This window comes from Pseudohalioglobus sediminis, assembly GCF_008370495.1.
GTDB lineage: Bacteria > Pseudomonadota > Gammaproteobacteria > Pseudomonadales > Halieaceae > Halioglobus.
Genome location: NZ_VTUX01000004.1, coordinates 206,715 through 221,732, shown reverse-complemented (window position 1 = coordinate 221,732; position 15,018 = coordinate 206,715). Strand labels below are relative to the sequence as shown.

Annotated in this window: 13 protein-coding genes; 9 read left to right on the top strand and 4 right to left on the bottom strand. The window is 59.3% G+C overall.

From position 1 onward, the window contains the following. Positions 1 to 353 precede the first annotated feature (353 nt). The 4 genes from F0M18_RS10480 to F0M18_RS10460 all read left to right on the top strand — a co-directional run bounded on the left by F0M18_RS10480 (position 354) and on the right by F0M18_RS10460 (position 3,593). Positions 354 to 764, top strand: a complete 411-nt coding sequence (locus F0M18_RS10480) for a hypothetical protein (RefSeq protein WP_149611379.1) — start codon at positions 354 to 356, stop codon at positions 762 to 764. A 164-nt stretch (positions 765 to 928) separates the two neighbouring features. Next, a complete protein-coding gene (locus tag F0M18_RS10475; RefSeq protein ID WP_149611378.1) occupies positions 929 to 1,426 on the top strand; it encodes a hypothetical protein in 498 nt (165 codons plus the stop codon). Between the two features lie 201 nt (positions 1,427 to 1,627). Beyond that, on the top strand, positions 1,628 to 2,239 hold the full coding sequence (locus F0M18_RS10470; RefSeq protein WP_223177958.1) for a C39 family peptidase: 612 nt from the start codon (positions 1,628 to 1,630) through the stop codon (positions 2,237 to 2,239). A 181-nt stretch (positions 2,240 to 2,420) separates the two neighbouring features. Then, positions 2,421 to 3,593, top strand: coding sequence for a transporter (locus F0M18_RS10460; protein WP_188109683.1), 1,173 nt, complete (start codon positions 2,421 to 2,423; stop codon positions 3,591 to 3,593). Between the two features lie 42 nt (positions 3,594 to 3,635). Here F0M18_RS10460 and F0M18_RS10455 read toward each other — a convergent pair whose 3' ends face one another. Beyond that, positions 3,636 to 4,475 (bottom strand): hypothetical protein, encoded by an 840-nt coding sequence (locus F0M18_RS10455; RefSeq protein WP_188109682.1) that lies wholly within the window; start codon positions 4,473 to 4,475, stop codon positions 3,636 to 3,638. A gap of 365 nt (positions 4,476 to 4,840) precedes the next feature. Between F0M18_RS10455 and F0M18_RS10450 the strand changes: the two genes are divergently transcribed. Beyond that, positions 4,841 to 5,395, top strand: a complete 555-nt coding sequence (locus F0M18_RS10450; RefSeq protein WP_149611374.1) for a hypothetical protein — start codon at positions 4,841 to 4,843, stop codon at positions 5,393 to 5,395. 111 nt (positions 5,396 to 5,506) lie between these two features. On the opposite strand, the gene F0M18_RS10445 is transcribed toward F0M18_RS10450, so the two are convergent. Continuing rightward, a complete protein-coding gene (locus tag F0M18_RS10445) occupies positions 5,507 to 6,844 on the bottom strand; it encodes a UDP-glucose dehydrogenase family protein (RefSeq protein ID WP_149611373.1) in 1,338 nt (445 codons plus the stop codon). Between the two features lie 415 nt (positions 6,845 to 7,259). Between F0M18_RS10445 and F0M18_RS10440 the strand changes: the two genes are divergently transcribed. The 4 genes from F0M18_RS10440 to F0M18_RS10425 all read left to right on the top strand — a co-directional run bounded on the left by F0M18_RS10440 (position 7,260) and on the right by F0M18_RS10425 (position 12,735). Continuing rightward, positions 7,260 to 8,594 (top strand): anaerobic C4-dicarboxylate transporter family protein, encoded by a 1,335-nt coding sequence (locus F0M18_RS10440; RefSeq protein ID WP_223177957.1) that lies wholly within the window; start codon positions 7,260 to 7,262, stop codon positions 8,592 to 8,594. 27 nt (positions 8,595 to 8,621) lie between these two features. Further along, the gene (locus F0M18_RS10435) at positions 8,622 to 10,097 is read left to right on the top strand and encodes an aspartate ammonia-lyase (protein WP_149611371.1); all 1,476 of its coding nucleotides are present in this window, start codon (positions 8,622 to 8,624) and stop codon (positions 10,095 to 10,097) included. A gap of 14 nt (positions 10,098 to 10,111) precedes the next feature. Beyond that, the gene (locus F0M18_RS10430; RefSeq protein WP_149611370.1) at positions 10,112 to 11,167 is read left to right on the top strand and encodes a type II asparaginase; all 1,056 of its coding nucleotides are present in this window, start codon (positions 10,112 to 10,114) and stop codon (positions 11,165 to 11,167) included. A gap of 143 nt (positions 11,168 to 11,310) precedes the next feature. After that, positions 11,311 to 12,735 carry a wax ester/triacylglycerol synthase domain-containing protein gene (locus tag F0M18_RS10425; RefSeq protein WP_149611369.1) on the top strand — a complete coding sequence of 475 codons (1,425 nt, stop codon included), beginning with the start codon at positions 11,311 to 11,313 and terminating at the stop codon, positions 12,733 to 12,735. Between the two features lie 80 nt (positions 12,736 to 12,815). On the opposite strand, the gene F0M18_RS10420 is transcribed toward F0M18_RS10425, so the two are convergent. Together F0M18_RS10420 and F0M18_RS10415 are read right to left on the bottom strand one after the other, a co-directional pair. Further along, positions 12,816 to 13,094 (bottom strand): hypothetical protein, encoded by a 279-nt coding sequence (locus F0M18_RS10420; protein ID WP_149611368.1) that lies wholly within the window; start codon positions 13,092 to 13,094, stop codon positions 12,816 to 12,818. 30 nt (positions 13,095 to 13,124) lie between these two features. After that, positions 13,125 to 14,924 carry a Na/Pi cotransporter family protein gene (locus F0M18_RS10415; protein ID WP_262500910.1) on the bottom strand — a complete coding sequence of 600 codons (1,800 nt, stop codon included), beginning with the start codon at positions 14,922 to 14,924 and terminating at the stop codon, positions 13,125 to 13,127. Positions 14,925 to 15,018 lie beyond the last annotated feature (94 nt).

Here is a 15,018-nt window from a genome sequence, read left to right as displayed (position 1 = left end):
TCGGCGCAGCCAGTTCCTGTAACAAAACCTTCATAATTCCCTCTTTATATTCCAGGCACTTCCTTGCCACATCCCTGTTATCGCCAAAGGGAAGAATACGCGGTTTTTTGCGCTCGGCGGTCACCAAAAATTCACAGGAAACTCGCACAGTAGTGCTTGGCAGATACTACCTTGATGGTTAGCAGGAGTGCTTCTTGTAATAAAGAAAGCACGGTGTTCAGGAGCAGAACAAAGACAAGGATTCAGGGAGAATCACTATGCGCACTTCAACTCCCCACAGGTTTAAAACCCCACTGGTTATTGCTCTCGCAAGCGCGCTATCTGCGCTGTCTTTTGCTGATGATGACAGCGCAATGTTTGCACTGAGCGCGCCGCAACTTGACGCTGTTACCGCCGGCATCGTGAATCTCGAATCCGACCCGGTGGTAGCGATTACCGCCGCGGCAGAAGCTATCGGGAACATGTCTATTGCCGGCACCAATACCGTTGCGGCGGTGGCGGCGGGAAATCCCACCCCGGCAGTCTTCGGCAGTGGTTTCAACGCGGTCACCATCCTGGGAGCGCGGGCCCATGCAACAGGCGACAGCAGCCGCAGCACGTCGATCTCCGTCAGTGAGAATGGCGAGGACGGCAGCGGACTGAGCCCGTTCGGCGCGCGCATTTTCTGGTCCGTGGGCTTTGGCAATACCCAGCTGAGCGTGTATTCGTCGGTGCAACCGGTCGGAATCCTCGCCACAAATCTGTATCAAGCGCTCAACAGGTAAGCGGTGAACCGCGTGTTTGAGCGAGAGTTTTCTACCGCACGCCCTGCGACGTGGTAGGAACGGGTGATCTGCACAAAGGCAGGGTCACCAATGGCGCCACCTGGCGCCGCTAAAAAGACCGAAGTAGAAAGCAAAAAAAGGAGCTTGCTCCAAGGAGAAACATCATGAACTTTTTACGTAACCTTACCGCAGCATCCATCGTCGTACTGTCCGCAGCCGCAAGCGCAGAGCAACCCCTGACATCCGCACAGATGGACGGTGTCAGCGCCGGTGGCTCCGCGTTAGCCGAAGCCGTGGCTCAGGCCCTGGGCAACGTGGCAACCACTACGCAAACTGCGACCACAACCACGGTACAGGCTGTCTCGCTCGGTGTCGGGCAGTTGGGTGCCATCTACGACATACTGTCGGTGGCCCAGGCCGGAGCGGCCTCTACTTCCGACGGCACCGCGATTGCCGTGGGTGAAGCTGCGGGTGCCACCCAGGGCAGTCTGCTGTCTGACACTGTGAGCGCCGCACAAACGGCTACAGACACCATCGCTGCGCTGCCGGTAGCGGCCGCCGCTGCGGCTAACACGTCGATCGCTGCATCGATACTGTTCGGCTTCCCGACAGCGGCACAAAGCACAGCTGCCTCTGCAGCGGCTTTGGCCAACCCGACCTGATAGTTGCCGGGAAATGCCCAGCCCTATCGCCCCACATCCACCCGGTCACGGGTGGCCTGTGGGGCATTTTCGCAGGCCTGGTGAAAGGCCGTGAGACTGCCCAGACCAACAACACGCTGCAGCCCGGGGGGCACCTGCTCACCGGCAAAACCATGCGCCCCCCTCTTCCCCGTGCAGTTTTTTTTATGTGCTTTCGTCTTTTTGCTGATCCTGGCTGCGCCATTCGCGTCATTCGGCGCCGGTTCACGCGGCGACGCCCAGCGCACTGTGACCTCATTGCTGGAGTTACGACGCGACGGTGTCGTCATGCAAAACTGGGACCTGAGTTGTGGCGCGGCGGCGCTGACCACCCTGTTGCAATACCAGTTTGGCGACACTGTCACAGAGCGTGAGGTAGCGACCGGGCTAATCAATCGCGACGTCTACATCGCCAACCCGATACTGGTGCAACTGAGGCAGGGTTTCTCGCTGCTGGACCTGAAACGCTACGTGGATAAAAGGGGTTACCTCGGCATGGGATTCGGCGGCATGAGCCTGCAGGATCTGGAGCGCCGGGCACCCGTGCTGATCCCGGTCAATATCACTGGCTACAACCACTTCGTGATATTTCGCGGGCGCCTGGGTGACAGGGTGCTGCTGGCCGACCCGGCCTGGGGCAACCGAACGATGACACTGGCCCGCTTCGAGCGCGTATGGATCGATTACCTTGACCTCGGCAGGGTGGGCTTTGTGGTCGCCCATAAAGGCAAGCCAGCGGGTCATCCGCCGGCGCAACTGGCGCCGCGGGAGAGCGACTTCGTCACGCTCAACTGAAGGTTCAGTGCAAGCATCAACCTGGCAAGAGCGCTGGTGATCTCCGGCAAAAACTGGCGGCGCAAAGGCAAGGTCGGGACGCGACCAACGCATGTCACGCGCAGGCGCTTTATTGCACTTAATGACGGCTGGTCTATGCTGATAGCGAGAGACTGCGAAGCCAGAAATCAAGGATGTGCTCATGGCAAGCAAACGATACCTAGCGTTTCACGGTCACCGCCCGGCAGCAGCGCTGGTTATCGCTGCGACGGCAGGTAGCTTTTGCGCCACGAGTGCACTGGCCGACACCGATTCCGATGCGTTGCTGCAGGAAGAGTTACGCAAACGTGATGTCATCATCCAGCAATTACTCCAGCGCGTAGAGCAACTTGAGCGGGCGCAGGGTGGTAAGCCGAGCGCACCCGCACCCCAGCCAGAAACCAAAGCCGCAGCACCTGCCGTTGCTGGCGCACCGGCGCAAACGGCAACACCGCAGGGGCAACCTCCTGCGGGGCCCGGCGTGGTTATGGTGGACGAGCGGGCAGCGGACCGTGCGCTTGAGCGCACGCTGGTGATACAGGGCGCATTGTTGCTACCCAACCGCGTATTCGAAATAACGCCATTCACCAGCTACGCCCGCAACGAGACGGATATCCCTATATTTACCCTGTTGCCAAACGATGTGGCCGTAAGCAACCTGCGTGTAGAACGCGATGAGTTCAGCTCCGGCATCAACGCAGCCGTCGGTTTACCCTTTGACACCCAGCTAGAGTTGAGCATCCCCTACCGTTATGTAGAGCAGGACACCAAAACCCTGGTGGGCGGTGTGCCAACTGTCCATACAAGCAACTCCGGTTCATCCTTTGGCGACGTCAGGGTCGGAGTCGCCAAGACCCTTCTGCGCGAAGACCATTGGTGGCCTGATGTGATCGGGCGTTTGGTCTGGGATACGGATACGGGCGACCGCAGCGATGGCGGTGTACCCCTGGGCATCGGCTTCAATGAATACGAACTGGCTTTCAGTGCGCTGAAACGGCAGGATCCGCTGGCCTTTACCGCCAATATCTCCTATCGATACGCGGAAGAAAAGGATGACATACAGCCCGGCCAGCAGTTCAACATCACGCTGGGCGCTTCATTGGCTGCCAGTCCGGAGACCTCACTTTCAATTGCCATTGCACAGACGTTTGAGCAGGAACTCAAGATAGGGGGCACAGAACTGGAAGGCAGCGATGCCAGATCCAGCCTGCTGCTATTTGGCGCGTCCTCTGTCCTGGGGCGCAGAACGCTGTTGTCGTTCAATGCGGGTATTGGCCTCACCACGGACTCACCTGACTACACCCTGAGTTTCAGCCTGCCCATGCGCTTCTGGTAGCAGTTGGCATCGCTGCACCAGTGGCAAGCCCGTATCGCCGGGTCAGGAAAACCTGTCCCGACGCCCGACCAGGGAGGCCGCCGCCGCACAGGCCAGAAGTAATGCCATGATGCCCAACAACCAACGATTGGCGACGGGCACTACTGGCGGGATGTTGCAGGGTGGCGGAGCACTGCAGCTGAAGGCTTCAGCGCTGACAATCTCCATCAGCAGGCTCGTGGTGGATGCTGCACTCGATTGCCCCGTCCCCCGCCCACCGACAAAAGCAGCCGAACCGATGCTGATACGGATGCGGTCACCGATTCGCGCGACGAAGCTCTCACTCATCGTCAATTCACTCTGGTCGGTGGTATTGATATCACCGGGCCCCATAAAGGCGATGCGGCACTGGCCTTCGGTGTTGTAGTAATCAATGGTATCGGTCAGTCCGGTTCGCAGTGTGCCGCCCGCCGGTATGGCAGTCGCGGTTTGCGCCAACACCTGCCCCTGGAAACGCAGCGGCTCGGTCCCGAGAGATGCGGAGGCCTGCAGCTCGGCGCCCTGTGCACTGCTGCTCAGGATATTGCTGTATGTGTACTGGACCTGTACACATTGCCCGAACCGCTCTGTCCCGTTGGGCACCAGCTGCAGCAGGGCACCGGCATTGGCCTCGCTCGCACCATCGAGGAAGGCCGGCGCATCAAGCAAGGTGATCTCGGCCAGGGCCTGGGTCGACAGCGACGCACTGGTGCGATCGATTCTCGCTTCAGCAGTCGCCAGCAGGTTCAACAGCGTATGCAGGGCAAAATCTTCATCTGGCACGAATTCGGCAGCCTGCCCCATGCCAGCTTGTAACAGCAGCAGGATCATTCCTCGGCATAGCCAGGTTCCCGAAATGTTCACCTACACGCCCTTGCGCCTATTAACGCCTTTTATTCTGTTGTGCTCACATCCCTGAATGATTTCATACCCCGTGCGTCTTGCGGATGTCAAGGCAAGAACGCCAGTACATCCCGCGGAAGGATAAAACCGCCACCGCCCGCACCGGCTGAAATACTGTACAGGTCGCCCCGTTAAACCCACTGATGCGTGTCCTCTTCGTGCCGGATGAACGCGAGCAAAAGTTGCAAAAAGCCTGATTTATACTAGGTTTGTTTTAAGAATCCAGGCTGGTTGGGTGTGCATCGCATGCGGGCATCTGGTCAGCGGGGCCGTGGATTAGAGACCGGTTAACGGGAAATCCAAGCAATTCGCGGGCAGGTGTTCTCATGAAGAAAGTGGCTCTGGTTCTGAATAGTGTCGTTCTGACATCGCTAACAGCAATCTCCGGTACGTTATTTTCCAGCACAGCGCTTGGCCAAACCTTCACCATGCATAACGGCAGCATCTGTGACCCCTTCTTCGCCAACCAGGGCCACCGCATGGAGCGCCGCTGGTATGGACTCGTCAACAAACATCCCGACAAGGATTTATGGATGCTGTGCCCGGTGGCGACGCCTGTTACCAGCAGCCTTGAAGACACTTTCGGCGTGATACTGGTGGCCGGCAGCGACCAACAGGGGCAGAGCTTCACTTGCCGACTGAGATTTCTCAACTGGTCAACGCTCGAGTACCAGTCGAGCAATATCAGCGGGACGACCGCGTCACTCGATAGCGACCCGGAACTGAACGCGGTGCTGGGGCCACTGAATTTCGGCGTGGTGTTCGAGTGGAGCATTACCAACCCGTCGCCCAACCTGCTGCCACCCTCGGCGCAGGCTACTGTTTCCTGCCTGGTTCCCACTGGCGGGGCGGTGGTCAACCTGACTGCCTTCTCGCAGTAGACCGCGCTGCAGCGGTCGGCGCCGCTAACCGCAACGCCAACAGCGCCGACTGTTGCGGTACGCTTGCAATGGTTTTTTCCCGCGCCGCCCTGGCTTGCGCCGGGACGGGACTCAGTGGATCAGTGACAGCCCATGCCCTATCCCGTAATAACTGATGCCCAGCCTGTGCATATCTGCCGGGTCATAGAGGTTACTGCCGTCGATAATCAGCGGCGTATTCATGGTGGACTTGATCAGCTCGAAGTCGGGAGAATGGAAAGCCTGCCAGTCGGTGCAGATCACAAGCGCGTCGGCGCCCTCCAGTGCATGTTCCTTGGTGAGGGTCAGCACCAGGTCGTCGCGCTTGCCGTAGAGTGCGCGGCAGGCCTTCATGGCACGGGGATCATAGGCTCTCACGGTGCCATTGCATGACCAGACCCACTCCATCACATAGCGGCTGGCTGCGTCGCGCATATCATCCGTGTTGGGTGTGAAAGAAAGACCCCAGAGGGCGATGACTTTTTGTGACAGGTCGAACCCGAACAGCCCAATAAGTCGCTCCGGCAACTTGCTCTTGTGCCGCTGGTTACAGTCCTGCACCGCGGTGAGAATATCCACGCGCTGGCCTTCCTCGCGGCCAAAGTCGCGCAACGCGCGCACGACCCTGGGAAAGCGCGAGCCCCCGTAGTCGCTACTGGGATAGATGTGCTGGTAGCCGATACGCGGGTCTGAACCCACACCATGGCGCACCGCCTCGATATCGGCGCCTACCGCTTCGGCAATGTCGGATACCTCGTTCATCAGGCTGATCCGCGTGGCAAGCATGGCGCTGCAGGCAAACTTGGTGAACTCGGCGCTGCGAGCATCCATGGTAACGATGTTATCCAGGTTACGACGAAAAGCCTGGTACAGGCGGCGTAGTTCCTCGAGCACAGCGGGGGAGTCCGCGCCAATAATAATATTGTCCGGGCCCTGGCTATCCGCCACCGCCGAACCTTCCTCGAGAAACTCCGGGACACAGGCCACGTCGACAGAGAGATCGCTGCCCCGGATTACCAGTTCCGACCGGATCAGCTTGCGCAAGCGCTCGGTGGTGCCCACCGGCACGGTAGACGCGGTGATTACCAGCTTTCGCTCCTGCATGTGTGTTGCGATGTCGAGCGCCACCTGCTCCACCTCGCGCAGGTCTACCGAGCCGTCGCCGCGGGCAGGAGGGCTGACACAAATAAACAGGAAGTCGCTGTCGCGCACTGCGCGAGGGGTATCGGTGGTAAAGCTGAGCAGGCCATTGTCCATACCACTGCGGACCAATGCCTCAAGACCAGGTTCGAAAAAGGGTATATCGGCTCGCTGCAACCGAGCCACCAGGCCGGCGTTTTTGTCAACGCAGACCACGAGATGGCCCACGTCAGCGAAAATAGCGGCTTTAACCAGGCCTACGTACCCGGTGCCGAAGATGCTAATTTTCATGAGCTGGCGCCTTCCATGCGCTGGCAGCAGCAGCTTTTTTCCCTGCTTCGAAATCAGCCCCCAAACAGGGAATATAGTCCAGAATCACGAAAATGAAAGGGCTTAAGCGCGCAATGCAGAAAAGTAGCCAACACAAGAGGCAAAGGTCGGATCTAGGAGCGCACCGGCTTATCAAGCCACGTGAATAACGCGCTGCACGGGGCCTGCATGGACAGCGCCGCTCTGCGCGGTGAGTTGCCGGGGAATCCAGGTTAGTCTATATCTCTGTAAGCCGGGGCTGGCTGTTCTGACCTCGCCAGCAGTTTCGCCCGGGCCTGTTCAGGCAGGTAGCACTGCAGGTGCTGACACCGGCGGGCCACTTTCCTCCATGCACGTGCCGGCCAATCCATGACCTTAACAGGGAGAGAATCCGATCTTGTTGTTCGAACTGGTGATACTGCTGGCCTGTATCCTGGTGGGTGCCCGCATTGGTGGCATCGGCCTGGGTATCGTGTCTGGCCTGGGGCTGGTGTTCTACGTATTCGTGCTGGGTATGCCGCCAGGCCAGCCTCCCGCGGTGGTGCTGGGTATGATTCTCGCAGTCATTACCGCCCTGGCTCTCATGGAAGCCGCCGGCGGGCTGGATTTCCTGGTGATGACCGCAGAGAAACTACTGCGCAAGAATCCCCAGCGCATCACCTTTGTCGCACCTTTCGTCACCTACCTGCTGATATTTGCCGCCGGCACACAGCACGTGATCTATTCACTGCTACCGGTGATTGCGGAGGTCTCCCGCAAGGCCGGCGTCAGGCCGGAAAGGCCGCTCTCGATAAGCGTGATCGCGGCACAGCAGGGGCTGATAGCCTCGCCCATCTCTGCCGTGAGCGTGGCACTGGTCGGCGTGCTGGCAGGGCTGGAGGTGAGCCTGCCACAGATCCTGATGGTGACCATTCCTTCCTCCCTGGTCGGCGTGTTGCTGGGCACGCTTTCGGTCGCCTGGCGTGGGCCCAGCCTGGCCGAGGACGCCGAGTACCAGGCGCGACTGGCCAGCGGGGACGAACTGTACGCACAGGCCCCGGCAACAGCAGCACCTAATGCTGCGCTGGCCGGGCCCGGTGGCTGGGGATCCTGCACCGTGTTCCTGCTGGCCGTAGGCATGATCGTCGCCATGGGTATTTTCCCCGAGCTGCGCCCGGTCTATGAAACCAGCGCAGACGGCTCCCCCGTGCGCATTGGCATGGCCTCTGCCATCATGATCGTGATGCTGGCTGCAGCGGGCCTGATCGCCTTGCTGTTCCGCGCCAGTCCGGCCACAGCGGTGGCAGGCGCGCTGATGCGCAGCGGGGTGGTGGCGGTAATTTCAATACTCGGGGTGTCCTGGCTGGGCTCGTCATTCTTTGCCAGTAACGAAGAACAAATCGTGGACGCCATTGCCGACGTGATCGAGTCCGCACCCTACCTGTTTGCGCTGGGCCTGTTTGTGCTCAGCATCCTGCTGTTCAGCCAGGCGGCGACCATCGTCATTCTCGCCCCGGTGGGCGTGGCCCTGGGCCTGCCCGCGCACCTGCTGCTGGGCCTGTATCCGGCGGTAAACGGCAACTTTTTCCTGCCCACCTACGGCACCGTGCTGGCGGCGGTGTCGTTCGACCAGACCGGCACCACGCGCATCGGCAAGTATGTACTCAACCACAGTTTCATGCGCCCGGGACTGGTAGCAACCAGCGCTGCTACAATCACAGCACTGGCATTGAGCCAGCTGGTCCTCGGCTGAACGACAACCTGGAAAGGGAGCAAGCGAATGCGCACACCATGGGGATTGATCTTAATCCTGGCCACCTCAATCAGCTGGGCGGAGGCGCCGGCACCGGGCGAGGTACGAATCGAACACGATCTGCTGGGAGAGAAGGCCATTCCCGCCTCCGCGCTGTATGGGGTGCAGACCGCCCGGGCCCTGGAAAATTTCCAGATATCCGGTCGCAATTTATCGGACTACCCGGAACTGGTAGACGGTTTTGTCTACACCAAGATCGCCGCCGCCCGCGCCAATACCGATGTGGGCAAAATGGACAAGGATGTGCGCAAGGCGATTGAGGCCGGCGGCATGGCCATACTGGCCGGCAAGTACCGCGACCAGTTCCCCATCGATCCCTTCCAGGGTGGCGCGGGCACATCCACCAATATGAATGCCAATGAGGTCATGGCCAATGCCGCGCTACTGGAGACCGGCCACAGCATTGGCGACTACCACGTGGTGGAACCCCACGATGACCTCAACATGTCCCAGTCCACCAATGACAGCTACCCCACCGCGCTGAAGGTGGCGATACTGATGAACAACGATGCCATGGTCACGGAGTTGGAGGCGCTGGTGGCCGCGTTCCGCGCCAAGGGCAATGCCTTTATCGACATCCTGAAGATGGGTCGCACCGAAATGCAGGACGCGGTACCGATGACCGTGGGGCAGGAATTCCACGCCTTTGCCGCGGCGCTGGAAAGTGAAATCGCTATTATTCGCAGCTATGAGAAACCGCTGCTGCAACTGAACATGGGCGGCACTGCCATCGGCACCGGTTTGAATGCGCCTGCAGGTTACGCCGGCAAGGTAGCCAGGCATCTCTCGAAACTGACCGACAAGGATTTTGTGGTCGCGGACGACCTGATCGCTGCAACCTGGGACCAGCAGGCCTTCCTCTCGGCCTCCAGTGCCAATCGTTCACTGGCGGTGAAACTGTCGAAGATTGCCAGCGACCTGATCCTGCTCTCCTCGGGACCGCGGGCCGGACTGGGTGAGATCAACCTGCCCCCGGTGCAGCCCGGCTCTTCCATCATGCCCGGGAAAGTGAACCCGGTGATGGCTGAGCTGGTCAACGTGGTGGCATTCAGAGTTATCGGCAACGACACCTCGGTCATGCTCTCGGCGAAGGCCGGACAATTGCAGTTGAATGCCTATGAGCCGATGGAAGCCATGGCGATACTGGATTCACAGCGCCTGATGACCAACACCATGCGCACGCTGCGGGAAAAGTGTGTCGACGGCATCACCGTCAACGAGGCGACACTGGCGGCCAATATCGAGCGTACCGTGGGCATCGTGACCGCACTGAATCCGGTGATCGGTTACGAGGCGGCTACTGAACTGGCCAAAGAAGCCTATGCTTCCGACAAAGGCATCCTGGAAGTGATCCGCGAGAAGGGGGTGCTGAGTGAAGAACAGATAGACGAGATACTCGACCCGGCCAATCTCACCGGACTCGATAAACGCAAGTATAAGTAAGCAGGAGTAGAGCAATGAAAACCAAAGGACTGTTGATCGCCGCTGCGCTAAGTGCGATGGCACTGGCGGGGCCGGTAAAGGCCGAGCAGAATATTTCCATCCTCGCCACCGGCGGTACCATCGCCGGCTCCGCCGAAACCCAGACCCAGGCGGGTTACACCTCGGGCCAGGTCGGGGTAGAAACCCTGTTGGCGGCAGTGCCCCAGCTCAAGGACCTGGCCAATGTAAGCGGTGAGCAGGTCGCCAACGTCGGCAGCCAGGATATGAGCGACGAGATATGGCTGCAACTGGCCGCGCGGGTCAATGAGCTGGCCGCTTCGCGCAAGGTAGACGGCATCGTGATTACCCACGGCACCGATACGATAGAAGAGACAGCGTATTTTCTGCACCTGGTAGTCGACAGCGACAAGCCGGTAGTCCTGACCGCCGCCATGCGCCCGTCGACGGCGCTGTCCGCTGACGGGCCCCTGAATATTTACAACGCGGTGGCGGTTGCCGCCGACGAAGACGCCAGCGGGCGCGGCGTACTGGTAGTGGTCAACGACGACATCCACGGCGCCCGCGCGCTCACCAAGACCAACCCCACAGACGTACAGACCTTCCAGTCGCCGGAGCACGGCCTGATCGGCACCAGCCTGTACGGTGTGAATACGTTCTTTCGCACGCCCTACCGCGCACATACAGAGGACAGCGAGTTCTCTCTCAAGGGCGTGAAGGCGCTGCCGCGGGTGGATGTCATGTACATGCACGCCAGCTTCTCGCCGGACCTCATCGACAGCGCCGTGGCCAACGGTGCCAGGGGGCTGGTGATCGCCGGCGTTGGTAACGGCAATATGACAGCCGCGGCCCAGGAGGCGGTCAGGCGCGCGGTGAAAAGCGGCGTGGTGGTGGTGCGTTCTTCGCGGGTATACAGCGGTTCGACCGGACGCAATGTCGAGGCCAATGACGATGAACTGGGTACGGTGGCCTCCGGCGAACTCAACCCGGCCAAGGCGAGGGTGCTGCTGAAACTTGCCCTGCTCAAGACCAGCGATGCGGGTGAGATCCAGGAACTGTTTTACCAGTACTGACCGGGCCCGCGCCCCTGTCCTGCAGCATGTTGTACTCTCCCGGAAGCTGAACGCTGGCTCCGGCAGGGGCGCTGCAACCGGCTTACTGCCAGGCCATGGGAGCATCCGGGAACAGAAATAGCAGCCAACGGGAATAACCAAGCATGTATCAACTGGACGGCCTCGACAACATTATGCTGCAAGGCGAGGTACCGGGCCTGCCCATGCACATGTCGGCAGCGATGCTGTACGACAGCGCTGGCAGCAGGACCGGGGCGATCAACTTTGACAAGCTGGTCAATGCGTTGACGGACATCATCGATCAGCATTTTCCCATCCTCAAGTGCAAGGCTGATACGGTGCCGTTGTGGTTCGACAAGGCCTATTGGGTGCTCGACGAAGATTTCGACCTGACCGCCCAGATGAGCCGTATCGCGCTGCCAGCGCCGGCGGACTGGCAGGAGTTCTACATGCTGCTCGGCCGGTTTCACGCCACCCGCCTGCCCCAGGACAAACCCTTGTGGCAGATTGTCCAGGTTGAGGGACTGGACGCACTGGAAGGCATACCTCCGGGCAGCACGGCGCTCTTCCTCAAAATCCATCACTCGGTGATGGATGGCACCAGCGCCATACGCCTCATGCGCGGACTACACAGCACGGGCCCCAGGTCGAAGCCATCCATCCTTAAATCGGCGCCGGGCACGGCAGATTCCATCCAGGAAACCTACTCCGCGCCATCCCTGTTGGACAAATACGCCCGGGGCTGGCGCCATGCCCTGACCAGGCCGGTGCTGCGCACCGGTACGCTACTGAAAACGCTGCCCGGGCTGGTGCAACCCAGGCGCGCAGGTAGCAAAGGAAAGAAGCGCGTGGTTCCGCGTTCGCGTTTCAACCAGGCGGTCAGCGCCAACCGGGTGGTCGGACACATGCGCATGGACATGGCCGCCCTGCGCAGGCTGGAAAAAGCCTACGACTGCACCATCAACGACCTCGCCCTGTGCGTGGTGGGTGGCGCGCAGAGACAGTATCTCCTGGACAACAACGAGTTGCCGGAGCAGAGCCTGGTTGCGGCCATGCCCATCAATATCCGCAAGCAGCAAAAAGACGGCGAAATCGGCACCAGGGTCACCGTTGCACGCGTACCACTTTTTACCGAAATGGATGATATGGAAACGCGGCTGCAAGCCATCGTCAGTGAAACCCGGGGGGACAAGCGTGACAGTAAAAGCAGTAGCGCCCGTGTCCCCCTGAATATCATCGATGAGATCCACCCGGCAGCCATCCTTCTGCTGACACGACAGCTCTATTATTCCGGCTACCTGGACACACTCCCCCCGGTCGTTAACATGACCGTCAGCAACGTGCCAGGCTTCGCCGAAGAAACCTACCTGCTGGGCTCGCGACTTATCGACTACCTCGGCTTTGGCCCCCTCGGCCCGGGCCTCGGCCTTTTCCAGACTATCTCAAGCACGCCCGGGCATGTGAATATCAGCTTTACCAGTACCACTGAAATTGTCGGTGACGGCGTGGCCTATCGCCGGGCACTGCAACAAAGCTACGAGCAGTTGTTGAGTGACCTGCCCGCATAGCGCAGCGATTTCTGACCCGGCACAATAAATGCTATAGATCCCGGGCGCGCAGCTGCCGCGGCTTACCACTGCAAACGCTGTCAATCCGGGCCAGCGATACTTTCGTCGATGTGCTCACCCTTCAGGTGCCTGTGCGCGTCTATTCCCTTCCTGCGCTGCAGCTTGATGACCTCGATCTCCTTGATCAACCTGCTCCGTTCTTTTTCATCCTGAGTGTCTTCCAGGCGCTGCTCAAGGCGCTTTTGTTTCTGCTTCAGCTCTTTGACAACCTTGTCCAGCTTCTTGATGTCCTTCTTCCTGGCACCGTCGGGCTTGTCGAGAAGAGACTGCAGTTTTTTCAGCAGTTTTTTCCTGTTCATATTACGGACTCATCCCTTGTGGTGTGTTTATCAGTGCACCTGGCCGGCGATACTCTCGATCTCTTCAGGCTGTAAGGACAATATGTCCTCGAGGGTATCGTCAGACAAAAGAGCCTTGTTCCAGGCTTCCGTCATGTCAACCAGAGCATCGACGATTATCTTTGTGTAGTTACTGTCATTGATCAACGAAGTGGCGAGATTCGCGTTGATTTTCCCTGAACTGATCAACGTGTCGATGTTCTGCTGCGTTATCTGCTCTCCGTAGAGGACGCCTACCTTTATCTGATCAAGCGCCAACAGCCTGAGGGAGGCGTCATCGGTGTCATACAGGGCCTGCAGTTCGCGAATCACGCTGCCTGTTCTCACGCGGAAACGGTTGTACTCGCGGCGCAAATGCTCATTGTCGCTGCGCATGTAGAGCAAGAGATTCTTGTGCAGGTGCTTTACGGCCTTGATCGCCTTCACCGCCTCGGTGTTGGCACGCCGCAGGTTGCCGAATGCCGGTGCCAGCTCCGGCGTAGCCCTGACCTGGGCCTTGCTCAAAAAGGTGATGAGGTCGCCATAGAGGTCCCTGATCGTTTTGCTGTAAATATCGTCGATATCGATCGGTATTACGGTACCTCGCGGTTCAATCAGTGACTGCAGATCCTCGTCGCTGTTGATCAGTGAGCGCTTCAGGCAAACCCCGTGGGCGATCAGTGTCTGCGCATTCCTGAACAGGTGCTCGGTCTCACGAATACCCGCGTGCAGCGCCACTGCCGGCACTTCCAGTGCCGAACTGCTCAGGTAGCGCGGCCGATCAAAGTCCCCCGTTTCTTCTCGGAAACGCTGCTCCAGGAAATCAGCCATCTTCTGGATCATGGGTATCATCAACAGGACACCCAGCAAGTTGAACAGGGTATGGAATACGGCGAGCTTCAGGGTGTAGTTATCCTGCGCAATACCGACCGAGTCGCTGATCCCGTTGACGGCCCATTGCAGCGGATGGATGAGTACCAGTGCAACGAGACCCGTGACCACATTGAATATCAGGTGCGCTGCGGCGAGCCTTTTACCGCTGGCGTTTGCGCTCAACGAGCCGAGCACGGCGGTTACGGTGGTGCCCACGTTCGCACCGATCGCCAGTGCCAGCGCATTTTCATAGGTGATTTGCGATGCGGCCAGGGCTGTAATGATAAGCGTCATGGTGGCGTGACTCGACTGCATCACTACCGTGGCCACGATGCCGACCAGGGTGAATATCAATAGTCCCGCCAGCCCGGGGATCGCATATTTGGTCAGGTCAATGGTATCGGCGTAGGAGGCAAAGCCCTCTTTCATGAAATGGATACCGAGGAAGAGAAAACCGATACCAATCAGTACCCAGCCCACACCCTTGGAGCGCTCGGAGGTCCGATTCAGGAGTATTACGCCAAACACCAGTATCGGCATGGCATAAGCCGAAATCTTAACCTTGAGGCCAAATCCGGCGACGATCCAGGCGCCCGTGGTGGTGCCGAGGTTGGCGCCGAAAACGATGCCGATACCCTGCACCAGCCCGATAAGCTGGGCACTGAGGAAAGAGATTGTCAGCACCGACACCAGCGAGGACGACTGCATCAGCGTGGTGGTAACAATCCCGAAGCTCAGGCTCTTCCAAAGCCTGTCGGTGCTGGCCGCGAGTACCCTTTGCAGGCCGCTGCCACCAAATATCTTCAGGCCCTGCTCCATGCAGAACATTCCAAAGAGGAAAAGCGCCACGCCAGCGGATATATCCTGGAAGCTGCTGCTTGCCCAGAACCCGTATGAAAGCAGCACAAAGATCGATGGTAAAAGAATGCGGCCAAGCATGTTGTTATCGTGAGCCCTCTGCAGGCATGTTGATTGGCGAACCAGACGCTTGTGCAGTGTAACCCCAAACCCGGTTCGATACCGCATAAGACGC

Excerpts from the sequence above, each read along its gene's own strand:
- F0M18_RS10480 (WP_149611379.1), top strand. The coding sequence starts at position 354 with ATGTTTGCACTGAGCGCGCCGCAACTTGACGCTGTTACCGCCGGCATC.
- F0M18_RS10475 (WP_149611378.1), top strand. The coding sequence starts at position 929 with ATGAACTTTTTACGTAACCTTACCGCAGCATCCATCGTCGTACTGTCC.
- F0M18_RS10460 (WP_188109683.1), top strand. The coding sequence starts at position 2,421 with ATGGCAAGCAAACGATACCTAGCGTTTCACGGTCACCGCCCGGCAGCA.
- F0M18_RS10450 (WP_149611374.1), top strand. The coding sequence starts at position 4,841 with ATGAAGAAAGTGGCTCTGGTTCTGAATAGTGTCGTTCTGACATCGCTA.
- F0M18_RS10445 (WP_149611373.1), bottom strand. The coding sequence starts at position 6,844 with ATGAAAATTAGCATCTTCGGCACCGGGTACGTAGGCCTGGTTAAAGCC.
- F0M18_RS10435 (WP_149611371.1), top strand. The coding sequence starts at position 8,622 with ATGCGCACACCATGGGGATTGATCTTAATCCTGGCCACCTCAATCAGC.
- F0M18_RS10430 (WP_149611370.1), top strand. The coding sequence starts at position 10,112 with ATGAAAACCAAAGGACTGTTGATCGCCGCTGCGCTAAGTGCGATGGCA.
- F0M18_RS10425 (WP_149611369.1), top strand. The coding sequence starts at position 11,311 with ATGTATCAACTGGACGGCCTCGACAACATTATGCTGCAAGGCGAGGTA.
- F0M18_RS10420 (WP_149611368.1), bottom strand. The coding sequence starts at position 13,094 with ATGAACAGGAAAAAACTGCTGAAAAAACTGCAGTCTCTTCTCGACAAG.
- F0M18_RS10415 (WP_262500910.1), bottom strand. The coding sequence starts at position 14,924 with ATGCTTGGCCGCATTCTTTTACCATCGATCTTTGTGCTGCTTTCATAC.